The sequence below is a fragment of the Paenibacillus sp. J22P169 genome (genome assembly GCF_059691995.1).
The window spans coordinates 291,009-308,709 of the sequence record NZ_JCAUAO010000004.1 but is presented as its reverse complement, the minus strand read 5'-3'; the positions used below and the strand labels follow the sequence as shown (position 1 = coordinate 308,709).

Below are 17,701 nucleotides of genomic sequence, written 5' to 3'. Positions count from 1 at the left end.
TTATGCTATACTGAGAAAAAAAGGATAAGGAGTCCTCATCATGGCAACCCCCTTACATTGGAAAAAGTCATTATGGATACTTTGGGGCGCGAACTTCTCCATTACATGTGGCATGAATCTGGTTCTCCCGTTCTTACCTCTCTATATCGGGGAGTTAGGGGTTCACGACCTAGATGATATTGTCCGTTGGACAGGCTGGATCGTGGCTGCCCAATTCATCACTTCCTTTTTGACCCAGCCACTATGGGGAGCCATTGCCGATCGACGCGGCCGCAAGATCATGCTGCTGCGCGCCGGGTTCGGGATGGCCGTCGTCACCGCACTTATGGGCATTGTTACATCGCCCTGGCAGCTGCTCTCGCTGCGATTGCTGAATGGATTCTTCTCCGGCTTCATCTCAATGGCGGTTTCGTTGCAAGCCTCTCTGACACCGCGAGAGCATTCGGGTAAGTCACTGGGTACATTGCAAACGGGCGCTATCGCCGGCACACTCATAGGCCCTTTAATTGGTGGTGTACTGGCAAGCTTTCTCGGCTACCACCACGTGTTCTTCTTCACAGGAGGCCTCATGCTATGCGCCAGTATTATCGTCATGGTGTTCATCAAGGAAGAGCGGAAGCCCGCTTCCCAGAAAAAGGTTCGACAGCGAACTCCGTGGCGCTTGTTTCGCCCCTTGCTCCCTGTGTTCGCCGCATCACTGATCACACAGATCGGCATGATGAGCATCGAGCCCATCGTAACTGTGTATGCCAAAACCTTATACACGGGGGCGCACTTGGCCTTCTTCGCCGGACTTATCGTCGCGATCACCGGTATCGCCAATCTATTCGGAGCTCCGACATTGGGTCGGTTAGGTGACCGAATCGGGCAGCGCATGACGCTGGTCATTGCCCTCACGATGGCGGCTGTCGCTTTCATTCCACAGGCTTTTGCCACCAATATTACGACGCTGTTAGTCGGCAGATTCCTACTCGGACTGTTCATCGGCGGGATGATTCCTTCGCTGAACGCATTAGTCATGAAGCTTGCAGCTCCTGAGATTCAAGGCACCGCTTATGGGTTCAATACATCTTCACTGTTCCTTGGGAACCTCATTGGTCCCTTGCTCGGTAGTCATCTGGCAGCTGAGTACGGGTTCACTTCTGTGTTCTTTGTGACGATGAGTATATTGCTAATCTGTGCCGTGTTCGTGTATACGAATCGCAGCTTGGATGCAACCACACGGCCCAAAGCTGCGTAGAATTATAAGGGAATTTGATAATCTAAAAATAATTAAATGGAGGATTACGATGAAACACGAAATCTTATATAAAGGCGCATTTCCTATGCTGCGCGTTCAGCTTGATGCTGGTGAGAACATTAAAGCCGAATCCGGCGCTATGGTCTCCATGTCCCCGAATATTGAACTTAAAGGAACGGCAGACGGCGGAATTATGCGAGGTCTTGGACGGATGCTCAGCGGCGAAAGCTTCTTCTTCCAGGAATTGAGCCCTAACCGTGGATCAGGCGAGGTGCTTCTAGCACCTGCGGTTATCGGTGATATTGAAGCTGTTGAATTAGATGGTACATACAAGCTTTTTGTCCAAAAGGATGGCTTCCTCGCTGGCACTTCGGGCATTCAGGTGAACACCAAGATGCAAAATCTAGCGAGCGGCTTCATGTCCGGCGAAGGCTTCTTCATCGTCGAGATTAGCGGTCGCGGCACCGTGTTCCTCTCCTCCTACGGCGCGATCCATGCCATTAACTTGGCGCCAGGCCAAGAAGTGGTGATTGATAACGGGCATCTCGTTGCCTGGCCAGATTATACGCCGTATACGATTGAAAAAGCCGCTAAAGGCTGGATTTCCAGCCTTACGAGCGGTGAAGGCGTCGTCTGCCGCTTCCGCGGCGAAGGCGTGGTGCTCATTCAATCGCGGAATCCGAAGAGCTTCGGCGGTTGGATCAAGCAGCTGCTGCCAGGTAGATAGGCAGCAAAGAAGCATGCAGAGACGGTTACGTCTTGCATGCTTTTTTTGTTTGTTGTGCGCCGCGGGGAGGCGCTACAAGGTTTGGGAGGCGCCGCGAGCGAGCGCTACAGGGTTTGGAGAATAGCTGTATAACATACAGCTACTTTGAGGCATTTCTGCTCGCGAGCGCCATTAACTGGAGAAACTCCAGTTATTTTGACCGAAGTAGGCGCATTTTCGAGCAGTCGTTGAAATTAACTGGATGAAATCCAGTTATTTCTGATTCCACCCTATTTCTCCTCGAACTAACAGGAGAAAATCCAGTTATTTCAAGCATATGACGATAGTCTGGTTATATCTATCAAGATATCAACTGGCAGGATACTATAAGCAGTATGATCATGGTAATATTTGATAAAAGGTGTATAGCTAATTCAAATATCCATACAAGGGGTAACAATCGATTATGGTAGTAAAGGATAACTACGGCGTTTACGGGTACCGTTTCCAAGAAAACCCCATACTTCCGCTTTTCCAGTTATTTGCTGTTGGATTTCAGGATATTCGCCAGCAAGAATATGATTGGGACGGCATGAAGCGAATTGACGGGCCCCTATATTTGTTCCAATATACGATTTCCGGACGAGGGAAGATCGAGCTAGACGGCCGATATCACGAAGTGCCAGAGGGAACTTCCTTTTTGGTTGAAATACCCGGCAGACATCGCTACTACTTACCTGAGGACAGCTCTCATTGGTCGTTCTATTTCGCTCTATTTAGGCAGAGCCATCTGCAGCATCTGTGGCATGGAATCCTCCAGGAGCTTGGACCGATGCCACAGTTCGAACCCCGCAGCTTGGCTATTCGTCGGCTCGAAACCATCTACGCCGAAGCCCAAATCGGAGCAATAAAAGACGGTTATTACGCATCTTCTCTTGTGTACAGCTTCATGATGGAGCTTCTTCGAAGCAGCAGTACGCAGCGTCAGGAACGAAGTGGCTGGCCAGAGATCGTGCGACGGGCAGCTGATTATATTGAGATCAACTACCGGATACTTGAAGGACTCGACCATATAGCGGAGGCAGCTGGGTGCTCTAAATACCATCTGGCGCGTACCTTCCATCAAGCGACTAGCTTCTCACCGATGGCCTATACCTCCAAACTTCGAATCGAACTTGCCGTGAAATTGCTCCGGAGCAGCTCATTGACAGTTGAAGAGATTGCAAGAGAAGTTGGTTACAGAAATGGCAGCTATTTTAGCAAAGTATTCCGCAGTTGGACCGGCTACTCGCCAAGCAGGTTCCGTGAAGGAAAAGAACTTCTTTCGATCGATCAGATCGTGTTCGATTAGACACATACCGCAATATTTTACATACGAGAGCAAAACATTGCGCTAGCTTCCATAGCAACTTCGTCTTATTATATGGCTATTACTTAAACGAGAAGGGATGAGTTCATCCAATGACCAATCATCACCAATGGGCTGCCACACCTCCGCTCGGCTGGAATAGCTGGGACTGTTATGGAGCAGCCGTCAATGAAGAAGAAGTGCGTGGGAACGCGGAATATATGGCAGAATATCTAAAGCCTTACGGCTGGGAGTATGTTGTCGTCGATATTCAGTGGTACGAACCTGGAGCTATTTCTTCTGCTTACCGTCCTTATGTTCCGCTCGAGATGGATGCGTTCTCCCGTCTCATACCAGCAACAAACCGTTTTCCATCCGCCACAGATGGACAAGGTTTCAATCCCTTGGCTGATTACGTTCACAGCCTGGGTTTGAAGTTTGGCATTCATATGATGAGAGGTATTCCACGTCAAGCAGTTCATGCTGATACACCCATACTTGGGACCAATGTGGGCGCACGGTCCATTGCAAAGACATGGAATGGCGCGATTTGCAAGTGGAACACGGATATGTACGGCGTCGATCCAGCAAAGGAAGGTGCACAGGAATATTATAATTCCTTATTCGAGCTTTACGCCTCGTGGGGTGTAGACTATGTCAAAGTTGACGATATCGCCGATTCGCTGCTCTACGGCATTCAACTAGACGAAATTCAACTCATACGGAAGGCGATTGATACGTGTGGACGTCCGATGGTGCTGAGCCTTTCACCAGGTCCGGCACCGCTCGAGTTCGCAGAAGAGTTGAAGGCAAATGCCAACCTATGGCGTATGACCGATGATTTCTGGGACATCTGGCGGCTGCTATACGGCATGTTCGAACGCTGTGAGAAATGGGCGCCGCATGTTGGAGAAGGAAGTTGGCCGGATTGCGATATGCTGCCTCTCGGTCACATCGGCATTCGTTCCGTTGACGGTGGGGCTAGCGACCGCTGGACGAGATTCACAAAGGACGAGCAGCGAACAATGATGACGCTTTGGGCAATCTTCCGTTCCCCGCTTATGTTTGGAGGAGAGCTCAGGGACAATGATGAGTGGACATTGTCACTACTCACGAATGAAGAAGTGCTGGATGTCCTTCGTAACGGACGAGATGCCCGTCAATTGTACAGGGAGAATGAGCGTATTGTCTGGACTTCAAATGGCGCTGGCGGTGTTCGTTATGTCGCTTTGTTCAATGCTGGTGACGAAATCCAGACTGTTACAGTGACACCTTCCCAGCTTGGTACCGAATCAAATGGAAGTGTACGTGACCTATGGAATCGAGAAGAACTCGGTACGCCACAGGAGCTTTCTTTTACACTTGCCCCGCATGCGTCCATGCTGTTGAAGCTTTCTCTATAAAACAAAAAAGCGATCTCTAGCCATATTGGCTAAAGCTCGCTTTTTTTACCCCAAGTCGTTACTTGAACGCTTCATCAAATGCGCTCTCCATTTGCTCGGCCTCCTCGGATACTGCGAAAAGAATATAGTTTCCTTTCGTTTTTAAGACATGCTTCTCTACGAGAAAATATTCGTCCGGACGATAGTCTTTAAATTTGACCTCTTGTGCTTCTACTCTGTTCAATATTTTCCCTTGCATGTTCCCCAGTTGATTGGCATCCTTCACTTTAATGACAGTTAGTTCGTCGGCTTTCATATTAGTTACAGCTGTATACAGAATAAAGCTCTCTACTTCCTCAGGTTTGATTTGATACAACTCCTCCAGTCCTCTCTTTATAAAGTTAAGCAACCGAAGTTTGTTTGTTTATAAAAGCAATAATGCCGTTAGTAACCGCATTTGCTGCATTGGTTTGAAACGCTTGAGATTGGATACGTTGTTCATCTTCTTTATTTGAAATATAACCAAGCTCAAGTAATACGGATGGACTTGCGTTTTCTCTTAATACATGGAAGTCTCCCTTTTCTATCCCACGGTCTTTCGTATTAAAGTTTTGCTTAAATAGCTGCTTGTGCAAAATAGATGCTAATTCTTGATCTTCCGATCTGTTGTAATAGGTCGTTATCCCTGCTACATCATTGCTAGTAAACGCATCAAAGTGAATACTAATAAATAGATCAGCTGAATGGTTTTTAGCAATATCAACACGCTCAGTTAATGTCAGAAATTCATCTTTATCACGTGTCAAAATGACTTTTGCTCCCGTTTTCTCTACTAACTCTCGTTGGAAATTAAGGGCTGTCTGTAGCGTAATGTCTTTCTCATAAATGCCAGTCTGACCCGTCGCACCCACATCTTTTCCACCATGCCCAGCATCAATGACAATCGTTTTTCCTTCTAGAATGCGGGTTTCTTTATTCATAGATTCGCTTTTTACAGAATTCATCGTTTCATTTTTAGCTAGACTATTCGCTTGTACTTTAAATACAAATGTAGCTGAAACAAGTAGTAGGATAGCAGATAAGGCAAGGATCATCGTTTTTTTCATAAGTGGATCTCCTCTCTAAGCAAACTCTATCTAGCAGAATTTATCGTTTCATAGAGTTATTTTAATAGAGGCAGATGAAGATCAAACGGAGTCGAAATAAAGATGAGGTGAAGATTACGTTAAAAAAACCACTTTTCTAGACGTTAAAAATCCCGTCATGAAAAGTGGTTTCTACATGTTTAAACTTGTTTTTTTAACCAGAAGAAAAACAAAACCCCGTCTTCTGTGTTCGCCGCGCCGTAGGGCACACCATGCAACTCCAAAATATTTTTCGAAATGGCAAGACCTAATCCGGTTCCGCCCTGTGCGCGGTGGCGTGCCGTATCTCCACGATAGAAGCGGTCCCATACTTTATCTAGCTGATCTGAGGGGATGTGAGCCCCCTTGTTTTCAATACACACTTTAACCTGATCTTGATCTTCATGCGTTGAAATAAAAATGTGTTCTTGTTCTGGCGTATAGCGAATCGCATTGGTTAGAAAATTGGTAAGGACTTGCTCGATCCGATGTTGATTTGCCATGACTTCAACGGTTGCAAGCTCGGTATGCACATGAAGTTGTTTACTGCTGAATTCCACAGATAGTTTTTCACAAATCTCCTCGATGAGCTTATCTATGCTAAACGGATCCATCTTCATTGTATACGTGCCTGATTCAAACTTGGCCAGCTCAAGCATATCCACGATCAAAAGATTCATCTTATCGACTTCTTTGTCCATGGCTTCAAAATAATGATCTTTTTTATGTGTAGCAACGCCATCCTTCAGAATCGAAATGCAGCTTTTCATGACACTAAGAGGGGTTTTTAGCTCATGAGATACTCCCGAAATAAACTCTTTTCGTGTACTTTCTAATTTCTTTTCTTTCTCGATGTCCTTTTGCAACTGTTCGATATAGGAGTGCAGCGTTTGGGAAAGGGAATTGATACTTTGAGATAAGTCGCCGATTTCATCTTTGGATCGAATTGGGATCGTTTCCGAAAAATCTAAGCTGGCAATCCGTTTCGTTGTCTGATTAATCTGTAACAAAGGTTTGGCTATCTTCCTCGAATAATACAAAGCAGCAAGCACAATTAGCATCATCACAAGTGCAATCATGTACACATAATAATCTTTAAGCATCTGCACGGCTTCATCAACGGGTTGAAGAGAAGCCATCGAGAATAGATAACTGATTGTTCCATCTTGCTCTTTAATCTGGTCAATGAAAAGTTTATACTTCACGTCATTTTGCGTAAAATCAAGAATTTGCAAGGAATCATAGCTGTTTCTCGTATCATCGAATAGTAACGTGGATTGAAAATCCTTCAATCTGTCCATAAACAAGCTATTGGTATACATAAAACTAGAGGATTCATTTCCAGTCGGGAATTGAACTTTGGTAATCGTACCGTTAAGTAAAATATCAGGAACCATGGATTTAATTGTCTTTGAATTTTTAATCTCAATTTGAAGATCGTATATCTTTTTGGAAATATTCTCATTCTCCCAGAATATACCGCCTTTTTCCACCAATTGTACACGATATGGAATTAACGCCAGGTCCTTCTTATACGCTGAAATAGAAACACGTGCTTTCGAGATCAGAAGGGATTTTGCTTGACTTGGCGTACTCGTTAAAATCGCGCTGATGTTCATCATATGATAGAGCGGAATGTTCATCGTTTTACCAGAGAACTCTGCTGTGTTGGCTTTAGATGCATCCATCTTGACTTCCACAAAGAAATCATTCACATTTTTTAAGTTCCCTAGGCTATCTAAAGTCGTAATCCAAGTATTATTTTGCCGATAAAAATCCTGCTCCAGCTGCTGAATTGTGAGTAGATTCCCTCCACTTTTCAAATAATCATCTTTAAAAGATTGGATATTTGTTTGAATGTCATTCACTTTTCTGTTTGCGTAGTATTGTTTGAAAAATATCGTTTGCCCCAGATAAATCGTAGTTAATATGAATAAGCATAACAAGGTGGTCAGAGCAAATAATTTAAATACAATACTCGTTCTCATGCGTTACCCTCGAACTTATAGCCTGTCCTCACAATCGTCATAATCAGTTTGGATTTATCCCCTAACTTACTTCTTAGGTTACGGATATGGGTGTTCACTGTGCGATCATCACCATCGTATTCATAGCCCCAAATTTTCAAGATGAGCTGGTCTCTCGAGATCACAAGGCCTTTATTTTGCATGAGATAGGCTAAGATTTGGAATTCTGTGTATGTCAGATAGACTTGCTCCCCTTCTACCGTTAGTGTTCGCGAAGGGAAATGAATCCGAACCCCATTTGCAGACAAAGCATCGCTATTGGGGTGAGACATGGCGGCGTCCGATTGTCGTTCTTCCCTGTTCCTGCTATCGATCAGTCGTTTGGCCCTGGCTAATAAGACAGCTGGACTGTATGGTTTAGTTACATAATCATCTGCACCAAGCTCAAATCCTAACAATGTGTCATCTTCGTCCACTCTTGCTGTCAACATAATGATAGGAACATTAGAAGTCTTCCGTATTCGTCTGCAAACAGACCAACCATCAAGCTCCGGCAGCATAATATCAAGAATAATTAAATGAACTTCATGATCTTGAAATAAGGATAATGCCTCTTTCCCATTTGTTGCTTCCAATACGTGATAACCTTCATTTAGGAGATAATCTTTAATGACTTCACGCAAAATATCTTCGTCTTCTACGATTAAAATTGTTTTTTGCATATAATTACTCCTACTATGCTTTTGGATACTATTCTTACCTACTTATTTGTAACATAGCCAAATGAAGATTGTGTAAAGAAATTAAAAAGGAACAGCTGCCTCTATCGGCAGAACTGTTCCCTTTTTTGTAGAACGATTTATTTACTCCATGGGGTTTCCGTTTTGTGCTCGATGACTTGTTCCACTTTTCTTGCAATATCCTTTTCCATTGAACTACCGCTTTTAGGAACTTCGCCTTTGTTTTCAGCTTGAATTTGCGCGTCAACCTGCGTTTTTCCAATGGCATCAATCAATTGTTGTTTTGAAACATTTCTAGACGCTGCAATCTCAACGACAGATTTTCCTGTTGCTAATTCCTGTTTTAATTCTTGCGTGCTCATTTTTAATAATGAAATTAATACTTCATCGTTTAGAAAAAAATCTGCCGTATGATCAGGCTTACCATCTTTTGAAAATAAACCTTCTACTTTAATATTTGCAGGTGTTGGTTCACCTTTTAATACAGCTTCAATTTCTTGAGGAGTTGGTGCTTTGTCTGTTGCTTGTACTTGTACTATCTCATTTAGTTGTTGTTTTTGGGATGCATTGCCTGTATTAGCCGCATTGGCTGCATATGCACTAGCAGCTCCCACTAATAGTACTGCTGAAACACCAAGTACAGTAAATAATTTTGTTTTCTTTACCATGTTAATTACCTCTTTTCAATGTTTATTTGCTGTTACAGGTATAAATATAAGCAGTACATGTCAAGATGAAGTGAAGATCAGATAAAGTTGAAATTGAGATTATATTAGTTTTGAAGCACAAGAAGCCAGCAAACGCAAGGGTTTGCTGGCTTCTCATATAAAATTGATTTATTTAGTCCACTCCCTACCGATACGCTCGCATCGCCTTGCGCAGCTCCTTCAACGTCGGCCGCTTGCCGTACATCAGCACGCCGGTGCGATAAATTTTCGCCGAAAGCCAAGCCATTGCGCCGATGGAAAGCAGCTGTATGATGATCGAAAGCGCAACCTGCCAGAACGGCAGGGAGCTCATGCCAATCCGCAAGAACATAATCATAGGTGAGAAAAATGGCACAAACGACATCGTAACCACGAACGGTGCATTCGGATGATTAAGTCCGAAGATCGCAATCATGAAAGCTGCAACAATGATGTAGGTAACTGGCATAATGGCTGGCCCCACATCCTCGGTTCGACTGACGAGGGAGCCTACTGCCGCGAAAATCGTCGCATAGATGAAGAAACCGAGTAAGTAAAAAATTAAGAAATAGACGATAAGTGATATTTCTAAATCGCTCCAACTGATATTCAGATCCTTGATGGCCGATGCATCACTAAACTGAATATTAAGTGCTGCAACGACGATTAATGCGGCAATTTGTGATAGCGCCAGCAAGCAAATACCAATGATTTTACCAAACATCTGCTTCAGTGGTGACACGCTAGTAATGAGCAATTCCATGACGCGCGTGCTTTTCTCGGCTGTGATTTCCGTTGCAACGAGATTCCCAAATCCAATTGCTCCCATGTAAAGCATGAAGAGCAGGACATAAACCAACATATAGGACAACCTCATTTGGGACTCTGTTTTGCCCGCAGGAGCTTGATCCGATGTGGATATTTGCACCGATTCCAAGGAGACAGGCGTTTGAATATCGGTCTTCAACGCATCTGGCACACCAGCACCTTGTAGCACCATTTCTGTCTTGATTAGCTGAAGCGCCGTTTGCAGCTTGTTTTTCGGCGAGAGTTCCAGCGTTCCTGTGGATTTATAGATCATCTTCGGGAATCCGCCTTGTTTCCCATCCGTGAACTCTAAGTATCCCTTTATCTTCTTATCTGCGATTTGCTGCTTCCCATATGCCTCATTTGCTTCTACACTGCCTTGATCTGAAAGGGGTACAATTTGTATCTCTGCATTCGGCTGATTCTTATAAAAAGCTTCTAATTTGGACGCCACAATCGCTTGTTGCGTACCAAATACCCCTATTTTCATCGCCTCATCGGAAGAAAATTGCTTAATAATGGTTGGAAGATGGATCAAAAGCGATATCAGGATTAGCAAGATTAGACTCATCACTTGAAACGATTTGATGCGAAAGCGAGACAGGTATGTAAATTTAATGACTGTCCATATACTATTCATTTTGGCTTCCCACCTTCTGGATAAAAATTTCATTCAAGGTAGGCTCCATAATCTGAAATCGCTGCACCGTGGATCGTTCCATCGCGTGTTGTAGAATACGCTGCGCGGCTTCCGGCTGCGCAATGCGAAGCTCGTACCCATTTAACCCTTGGTTCACCGCTGTTACGCCTTGAAGCTTCTCTAACCCATCTACGCTCGTCGCTGTCTCCAGCACTACTCTTTCCTTTGGGAAGCTCGCTTTAATGTCCTTTAAGCTGCCTTGAAGAATCGTATTTGAGCGGTGCAGAATACAAATATTCTCACAAAGCTCCTCCACATGCTCCATGCGATGGCTGGAAAATAAAATCGTTTTTCCCTCATCACGGAGGCTTTTCACCGTTTTCTTCAGCAGCTCAACATTCACCGGATCTAGCCCGCTGAAGGCTTCATCCAGAATAAGAATCTCCGGGTTATGAATGACCGCCGCAATGAATTGAATCTTCTGCTGGTTTCCTTTAGACAGCTCTTCAACCTTTCGGTTGTAATAATCAGGAACCTCAAACCGCTCCAACCACATCTTCAAGCTGCGATCTGCATCGCGTCGCTTCATCCCCCTAAGCTCGGCTAAGTATAAGATCTGCTCACTGATTTTTACTTTGGGATACAGTCCACGCTCCTCAGGCAAATACCCCATCAAGCTGCGAAGCTCTTCCCGATATCCCTGCCCGTTCCACATGATGTTGCCTTCATCCGGATAAATAAGGCCGAGTACCATCCGCATTGTTGTCGTTTTGCCGGCCCCATTCGCGCCTAATAACCCATATATTTCTCCCTGCTTCACACGCAGCCCAATCCGATTCACAGCTGTTTTATCTCCGTACTGCTTCGATACCTGTTCAACAACTAAAGGGTATGTCATCCATGAGCCTACCTTTCATCACGAAATTGCTTACGCTCACTATTTTACATGATATTGGTAAATTAATGAATGAATGAACAAAAAAAAGAGAAGCTATCAACGCTTCTCATAGCGATTCAACGCTAGCTTCTGGATTTCAATGGCTCGATCAATTTTGGATGCTTTCATTTTGCTAACGTAGCTATCGAACGCATCAAGCGGCTCGACGCCGAGAATAATTTTCAGAGACATCTCATCGACGAGTGTCATCACATCCATCATAATCGAAGAAAACTCAGCACTCTCCAGCTCTGTCTTCGGAATTTGCGGTAAGGTGTACGATTCAACTTGCGTATCCGCCCAGATCCCAATCGCTTTCCTTTGCTCAGGCAAGGTGTAGTATTGTTCAACATACCGAACATCCTGAACAAACGGTCCAAAATAGCTTGCTCTCGTATACATCGACAATGCTTGCGATGGGGCCAGCTTGTCTGGATTTCGCAGAATCCAATCCGTATACGTTGGGTAGCCGTCTTTCAACGTGTAGCTCGTTCCCTCAATCCCGAAATTAAAGAGCATATGACCCTCGTCGCTATAGCCGTAATCAAGTAACTTAGCAGCCTCTGCCGCATGTTGACTATTACTTGAAATAGCCACCCCACCGGTACCGACATAAGCATAGCTTTTCTGTCCGAATTTAGGCTTATCTCCTTTATGGAGCACAGGGTAAGGAGCCGCTGCAAACAAAGCTGACTTGTTTTTCTCCTCGACAAGCGGCTGCCATTTCCCAATGCCTGCTCCCGCATTCCAGATCGTTGCTCCGCTTCTCCCCGTTACCATATTGGAGTCCATCGTTTTGGTATCCACGGAAGCGATATTCTTATCAATTAATCCTTCCTCATACCACCCTCGGAAAGTAGCCAAGAAATCTTGGTACCCCTTCTCCATGGGACCGTACTTTACCTCACCATGATCCTGATAGAAGCCTTTGCGAATCCCATAAGCGCCTACAAAAGCGCCGCCCTCAATCCCGAACAGCGGATTCGGCACGCCCAGAAATGTCAACGGAGCTGCAATCCCCTTTTTCTCCTTGAACGCCTTGAGCACCATATGCCATTCCTCTATCGTGGTTGGGACCTCTAGTCCGAGCTCATTAAGCCAATCTTGACGGATAATGGGCCCTTGATACGTACGAAGCTTATCGTCACCACGGATAAAAGGGAAAACGTAATAGCTGCCGTCATCAGTCCGAATTTCCTTATCGATTTCTGGATGTTCCTTGAGGTACTGCTTCAGATTAGGCGCATACTTATCAATGACCTCATTCAGTCTCAAAATATAACCATCTTTGATTGCCTTTTCAGGCCCGCCAGGGAAGCTATCCCACTCGTACTCCATCATATCAGGCAAGTCGCCAGAGGCTAATAAGACATTCATTGCTTCCTTGGCCTGATTCGCAGACGGTTGTATGAAGGAAAGCTGGACCCCAGTCCTCTTCTGCCATTCTTGGAAAAAGGGAATATCCTTGAATTTCGCTTTCACACTCGCAGCATTTCCATTCAGCTCTGACCAATAGGTCAGCTTCGTAGCTGCTGGCGCAGACTGTTCCTTATCCTTGGCCGTGGTTGTTGGCTGCCCTGACGGTGTCGTAAGATTCGTCGGGCTCCCAGAAGAGCATGCCGTCAGTCCAAGGGTGATTATACCTAGAAGTAATAGCTTCTTGCTGCTAGCTCGTCTGCTCATTCCGTTCCCCTCCCAGCATCTGATCGTTCGATCCTCATCAGTTCATTTCCTTATATTTCCCAGGCGTTATTCCCTCGTATTTCTTGAAAACACGAATAAATGTCGCCACTTCATTATAGCCAACTAGCCGCGCAATCTCGGAGATCGAATCTTGCTTATAGCTGATCATTTTCTTCGCTTGTTGAACACGGTATTTCGTAATATAGTCAAGCAAACCCTCACCTGTCTGATCCTTGAATAATTTGGATACGTAACTGCCTCTTAAGGCAAAGTTTTCACCAATCGTATTCACATTTAAATTAGCGTCTTGATACTGCTCCTCGATATATCGCATAACTTTCGCAATTAGCTCGCGCAAGGTTTCCGTGCGCTCCTTCGTCTGGTTAGCTTCTATCTTGGAAGCGGCAAACGCACATACCTCTCTGAGCAGTAGCTGCAGCTCTTGCTGCATTTCCAGGATCGTGTCGCAGGCAATGATTTTATCCATCCATAACGGGTTGTCCCCTAGCCAGGGCTGAGTAGTTCCGTCTCCAAGCTCATTCATCGCTTTCACCATCGTACCGACGAGATTGAAGATGAGACATCTTGCCAAAGTAAGCGAAACCAGCGGCTTATCGAAATTGCGCCCCATAATCTCGTTCATGCTAGCCGAGGCTTGCTCAATATCTCCCGTTTTGATGAGATTAATAATTTGCTGTTCCACTTGGAGCGGATAATAGTAGCCTAGCTGCAGCTTATCTGCCGTGTCTATTCGGATCTCATCGTAGGTGATGATCTCTCTTTTCCCTCTAACCATCTTATATTCCATAGCATCCAATGCCTCACTATATGCCTCGGCAACGCCAACCAAAGAAGGGTGAACACCACTGATGGATATTGTTAAGTCCATATGGAACCGCGTCAGGAACCGCTGTGCTTCTGCAGCAATCCAATCTAGATCAACCTTCCGCTCTGCTGCATCCGTTTCTGCGAAGTTCACCAAACACACCATCATGTCATCAATCTCAGCCACATAACCAGCATGCTGGCGATGACCAACGAGCTCTTCTACGACATTCGTGATAATGAATTGCATCAATTTTCGGCGTTCACTGATGTCCATGCCTGGTAAATTCGTAGATATACTATCGGAATTCTCAATCGCAAACAGGATAACCGCAAAATGATTCGAAATCAAATCCATATGAAAGGTTTTGAAAGCCTCCTCGTACGAAACGAGCGAATCAATTCTCCCCTTCAATAGCCGATTTAACATATTCGAACGGAGCACATGATGGTGAGATTGCAGCTGCAGCGCGATTTGATCCTTCTCATTCCGCGTATGCGAGATCACTTTCTGAATGAAATGCAGTTCATTCCCATCTGCACGTTCTTCGAAGGCATTTTTGTCGGAAATCGATTGTACCAAACGCTGGATCGGTGAGTAATTACGCCGCAGGAAGAACCAAGTCAGCACGGCTGCACCAACTAAACTTATCAAGATGCTGATATAAGTGAACTTGCGGACATACTCCGCTTTTTCCCAATAAATACGGCTTGGAATAATCAGTACATATTTCAAATCAGAAACAGCCGATTGAATATAGAAAAGCTCTGATTCTCCATCCTGCGAAGGTTTATACGTCACACTATCCTCATCCTGCAATTGCTCCAAAATGAGATTCTTATTTACCGTCACAGGGACATTAGAGAGTAGAACTTGATTGTCATGATTAAGGATAACGATTTGCCCACCGCTAAAGCCTGAAATGCTTTCGATTGCCTTCTCGAACCGTTCCATATCAGCCATCACAACGACGGTACCTGTTTGTTTACCATTCAAATCCTTGGGCAGGTGTGTGACGTACGCGATGGAAGAGGAAGACGGACCTGCATCGACACGGGGAAGAATAAGAAATTGGTTATTCGTAGCTTGGTGAATCGTATCCAGCCATTGTTCATACCTGAGGGTACCTGTATTGTGGATCGTATCAAACGCTGTTTGCAGATCTCGCATATTCCCTGGACGGAGAATTGAGGCCTCCTGATCCCAAGTCACATAGAATTCATCGATCGTCGCATACGAGGTTTGATACATCCGAAACTCTTTCACTAGCTGAAAAGCCAGATATTGATCATCATTTGTTCGGATATTGCTGTACATCAGACTTTGAAGCTTAGCATTCCAAGTAATTTCCATATTCAACCGTTTCATCAAATCGAACTGCGTGTCGATCGTGTAACGGACTTGTTTCAGTAGTGAATCATTCGCACGATGAATTTCACTCTTTAAAGCATGACTAGACTGCGAATAAATGAGGATGCTCATCAGCATAGGTACGAATAATACGGCACTGTATGATAATAGCCAAGTAAATACAATACTTTTTCTTTTCGGCCAAAAAAATCGAAGCTTCACATGGATCTCCTCCCACTGCGCACCTTGAAAATTCCTCTGAAGGGATTGTCTCCTTCACTCTATTATACCTCTGTTCGCAAGGGGAGGAATGTCCAAAATGACAAATCCGATTGATAAAAGCGCTATTAGATCCCTATTTTCATGGTCTATCCCTTCAGGGAGCCTACCATAACCCCTTTGACAAAGAAGCGTTGTACAAATGGATAGACACATAGAATTGGCAATGTCGCCACGACGATGGTCGCATATTTAATGGTTTCCCCAATCTGGAAGCGATCACCCGCGTCAGCTCCCACGGACATGCCATCTGTTGAGTTGGAAATTAAAATTTCCCTGAGAACAAGCTGTAACGGGAAAAGGTCTCGATTTTTGATAAAGATCGATGCGTAGAACCAGCCATTCCATTTATCTACCGCATAGTACAGAATCATGACGGCAATGACAGGCATGGACAGCGGAATGATGATTCGGAACAAAATCGTAAAGTGATTGGCCCCATCGATTTTGGCCGACTCCTCTAGGCTGTCTGGTATCGCCATAAATGCTGTGCGCATAATAATCAAATTAAATGTGCTGATGGAGAATGGAATAATCGTCGCCCATAGGGTGTCGAGCAAGCCTACATTTTTGACGATCAAATAGAGCGGGATTAAGCCACCATGGAAGAACATTGTGATCACGATAATGATCATAAATGCCTTATTCCAGATGACATTTTTTCTAGATAGCACGTAGGCACCTAACGCTGTCATCAGAAGGTTCACTATGACACCAGCGACCACAATAAACATTGTGTTTCGATAGCCAATAAGAATTCCGGGGTTCTTCATAACCCCTTTATAGGCTTCCCAACTAAAGCCAAGTGATTTATATAAAATCCCTTTGTGAGCAACTAATTCATTCGCATTACTGAATGAAGCAAATAGAACGTATAGCAAAGGGTACAACGTAACCACAACGAGTAGCGTCAAAATCAAATGAATAGCGATATCGAACAGTCTTTCTACAAAGCTAGGTCCTTTTCTCATCAACATCACCTCACCATAAGCTGCTTTCATTTACTTTACGACTAATGTAATTCGCTGTAATGAGTAGTATTAGATTGATAATGGAATTAAATAAGCCAACAGCTGAGCTGTAGCTCCATCCAAACTCCAGCAACCCTTTGCGATAGACGAAAGAGGAAATCACGTCCGCCGTTTCATAACTGACAGGATTATAGAGCAGAATGATTTTCTCAAAGCCCACGTTCAACAGATTACCCATACGCAAAATAAACATAATCGCAATAGTCGGCATAATACCTGGCAATGTGATATACATCATCTGTTTCCAGCGACTAGCGCCATCCATACGTGCAGCTTCATACTGTTCCGTATCAATGCTCATTAACGCAGCAATATAAATAATGGATTCCCATCCAATTCGCTGCCAAATCTCTGATAAAATGTAGATCGGTCGGAACAACTCCGCTTTCTGCAGCATCGCTTGCCCGTCATACCCAAAGGACATCGCGATATTGTTAATGACACCGTCCGCATTCGTAAAGTCCGTAATAATCCCGCAAATGACAACGAGCGATATGAAATATGGCATATACGTAATCGTTTGTGCCACCCGCTTGAAGGTCCTACTTCGCACCTCATTAATCAAGAGGGCCAAAATAATCGGAGCAGGAAACTCAAATATCAAGGAGTACAAGCTGATGACCAGCGTATTTTTCAATATGCGCCAAAAGTAAAACGAGCTGAAAAAGTCATGAAAATGCTTAAAGCCCACCCAATCACTGCCAAGAATTCCCTTCATGGGTGAATAGTCTTTGAAGGCAATTAAGGCACCATACATCGGTGCATAATGGAAAATCAAGTAATAGGCGAGCACCGGTACCATCATGAGGTACAAGTACTTATTGGCTATAAAATCACGGATATATCTATTTGTCCCCGTTCGTTGCTTCGTGAGCGTTACGCTTTCCAGTGGCTGTGTATTCGCCATCTCCATCCTCACCCTCTCACCAGTTTACTTGTAGAGAAGGGAGATCTC

15 protein-coding genes are annotated in these 17,701 nt (G+C 44.5%); 4 read left to right on the top strand and 11 right to left on the bottom strand.

All coding sequences use genetic code 11. From position 1 onward, the window contains the following. The first annotated feature begins 40 nt into the window (after positions 1-40). The 4 genes from AC58QG_RS21585 to AC58QG_RS21570 all read left to right on the top strand — a co-directional run bounded on the left by AC58QG_RS21585 (position 41) and on the right by AC58QG_RS21570 (position 4,697). On the top strand, positions 41-1,240 hold the full coding sequence (locus tag AC58QG_RS21585; RefSeq protein WP_497364185.1) for an MFS transporter: 1,200 nt from the start codon (positions 41-43) through the stop codon (positions 1,238-1,240). Positions 1,241-1,289: 49 nt separating this feature from the next. Next, a complete protein-coding gene (locus AC58QG_RS21580) occupies positions 1,290-1,967 on the top strand; it encodes a TIGR00266 family protein (protein ID WP_497364184.1) in 678 nt (225 codons plus the stop codon). Positions 1,968-2,412: 445 nt separating this feature from the next. Beyond that, on the top strand, positions 2,413-3,297 hold the full coding sequence (locus AC58QG_RS21575) for an AraC family transcriptional regulator (protein ID WP_497364183.1): 885 nt from the start codon (positions 2,413-2,415) through the stop codon (positions 3,295-3,297). Between the two features lie 110 nt (positions 3,298-3,407). Next, positions 3,408-4,697, top strand: coding sequence for a glycoside hydrolase family 27 protein (locus AC58QG_RS21570; RefSeq protein WP_497364182.1), 1,290 nt, complete (start codon positions 3,408-3,410; stop codon positions 4,695-4,697). Between the two features lie 58 nt (positions 4,698-4,755). On the opposite strand, the gene AC58QG_RS21565 is transcribed toward AC58QG_RS21570, so the two are convergent. The 11 genes from AC58QG_RS21565 to AC58QG_RS21515 form a co-directional block, all read right to left on the bottom strand. Continuing rightward, positions 4,756-5,085 carry a DUF4358 domain-containing protein gene (locus AC58QG_RS21565; RefSeq protein ID WP_497364181.1) on the bottom strand — a complete coding sequence of 110 codons (330 nt, stop codon included), beginning with the start codon at positions 5,083-5,085 and terminating at the stop codon, positions 4,756-4,758. Next, positions 5,078-5,782 (bottom strand): N-acetylmuramoyl-L-alanine amidase family protein, encoded by a 705-nt coding sequence (locus tag AC58QG_RS21560; RefSeq protein WP_497364180.1) that lies wholly within the window; start codon positions 5,780-5,782, stop codon positions 5,078-5,080. The genes AC58QG_RS21565 and AC58QG_RS21560 overlap by 8 nt, the downstream gene beginning before the upstream one ends. Positions 5,783-5,961: 179 nt before the next feature. Further along, a complete protein-coding gene (locus AC58QG_RS21555) occupies positions 5,962-7,788 on the bottom strand; it encodes a sensor histidine kinase (protein WP_497364179.1) in 1,827 nt (608 codons plus the stop codon). After that, positions 7,785-8,489, bottom strand: a complete 705-nt coding sequence (locus AC58QG_RS21550) for a response regulator transcription factor (protein ID WP_497364178.1) — start codon at positions 8,487-8,489, stop codon at positions 7,785-7,787. Before AC58QG_RS21550 ends, AC58QG_RS21555 begins: the two co-directional genes overlap by 4 nt. 137 nt (positions 8,490-8,626) lie before the next feature. Further along, complete coding sequence (locus tag AC58QG_RS21545; protein WP_497364177.1) at positions 8,627-9,175, bottom strand: hypothetical protein; 549 nt, start codon at positions 9,173-9,175, stop codon at positions 8,627-8,629. A 184-nt stretch (positions 9,176-9,359) separates the two neighbouring features. Then, positions 9,360-10,640 (bottom strand): ABC transporter permease, encoded by a 1,281-nt coding sequence (locus AC58QG_RS21540; protein ID WP_497364176.1) that lies wholly within the window; start codon positions 10,638-10,640, stop codon positions 9,360-9,362. Then, positions 10,633-11,538, bottom strand: coding sequence for an ABC transporter ATP-binding protein (locus AC58QG_RS21535; protein WP_497364175.1), 906 nt, complete (start codon positions 11,536-11,538; stop codon positions 10,633-10,635). Before AC58QG_RS21535 ends, AC58QG_RS21540 begins: the two co-directional genes overlap by 8 nt. A 96-nt stretch (positions 11,539-11,634) precedes the next feature. Further along, positions 11,635-13,260, bottom strand: coding sequence for an extracellular solute-binding protein (locus tag AC58QG_RS21530; protein WP_497364174.1), 1,626 nt, complete (start codon positions 13,258-13,260; stop codon positions 11,635-11,637). A gap of 37 nt (positions 13,261-13,297) precedes the next feature. Then, the gene (locus AC58QG_RS21525; RefSeq protein ID WP_497364173.1) at positions 13,298-15,658 is read right to left on the bottom strand and encodes a helix-turn-helix domain-containing protein; all 2,361 of its coding nucleotides are present in this window, start codon (positions 15,656-15,658) and stop codon (positions 13,298-13,300) included. A 146-nt stretch (positions 15,659-15,804) separates the two neighbouring features. Beyond that, positions 15,805-16,686 (bottom strand): carbohydrate ABC transporter permease, encoded by an 882-nt coding sequence (locus tag AC58QG_RS21520; RefSeq protein WP_068663236.1) that lies wholly within the window; start codon positions 16,684-16,686, stop codon positions 15,805-15,807. 10 nt (positions 16,687-16,696) lie between these two features. Further along, a complete protein-coding gene (locus tag AC58QG_RS21515; RefSeq protein ID WP_497364367.1) occupies positions 16,697-17,653 on the bottom strand; it encodes an ABC transporter permease in 957 nt (318 codons plus the stop codon). Positions 17,654-17,701: the final 48 nt, after the last annotated feature.

Excerpts from the sequence above, each read along its gene's own strand:
- AC58QG_RS21585 (WP_497364185.1), top strand. The coding sequence starts at position 41 with ATGGCAACCCCCTTACATTGGAAAAAGTCATTATGGATACTTTGGGGC.
- AC58QG_RS21580 (WP_497364184.1), top strand. The coding sequence starts at position 1,290 with ATGAAACACGAAATCTTATATAAAGGCGCATTTCCTATGCTGCGCGTT.
- AC58QG_RS21575 (WP_497364183.1), top strand. The coding sequence starts at position 2,413 with ATGGTAGTAAAGGATAACTACGGCGTTTACGGGTACCGTTTCCAAGAA.
- AC58QG_RS21570 (WP_497364182.1), top strand. The coding sequence starts at position 3,408 with ATGACCAATCATCACCAATGGGCTGCCACACCTCCGCTCGGCTGGAAT.
- AC58QG_RS21560 (WP_497364180.1), bottom strand. The coding sequence starts at position 5,782 with ATGAAAAAAACGATGATCCTTGCCTTATCTGCTATCCTACTACTTGTT.
- AC58QG_RS21555 (WP_497364179.1), bottom strand. The coding sequence starts at position 7,788 with ATGAGAACGAGTATTGTATTTAAATTATTTGCTCTGACCACCTTGTTA.
- AC58QG_RS21550 (WP_497364178.1), bottom strand. The coding sequence starts at position 8,489 with ATGCAAAAAACAATTTTAATCGTAGAAGACGAAGATATTTTGCGTGAA.
- AC58QG_RS21545 (WP_497364177.1), bottom strand. The coding sequence starts at position 9,175 with ATGGTAAAGAAAACAAAATTATTTACTGTACTTGGTGTTTCAGCAGTA.
- AC58QG_RS21540 (WP_497364176.1), bottom strand. The coding sequence starts at position 10,640 with ATGAATAGTATATGGACAGTCATTAAATTTACATACCTGTCTCGCTTT.
- AC58QG_RS21535 (WP_497364175.1), bottom strand. The coding sequence starts at position 11,538 with ATGACATACCCTTTAGTTGTTGAACAGGTATCGAAGCAGTACGGAGAT.
- AC58QG_RS21530 (WP_497364174.1), bottom strand. The coding sequence starts at position 13,260 with ATGAGCAGACGAGCTAGCAGCAAGAAGCTATTACTTCTAGGTATAATC.
- AC58QG_RS21520 (WP_068663236.1), bottom strand. The coding sequence starts at position 16,686 with ATGAGAAAAGGACCTAGCTTTGTAGAAAGACTGTTCGATATCGCTATT.
- AC58QG_RS21515 (WP_497364367.1), bottom strand. The coding sequence starts at position 17,653 with ATGGCGAATACACAGCCACTGGAAAGCGTAACGCTCACGAAGCAACGA.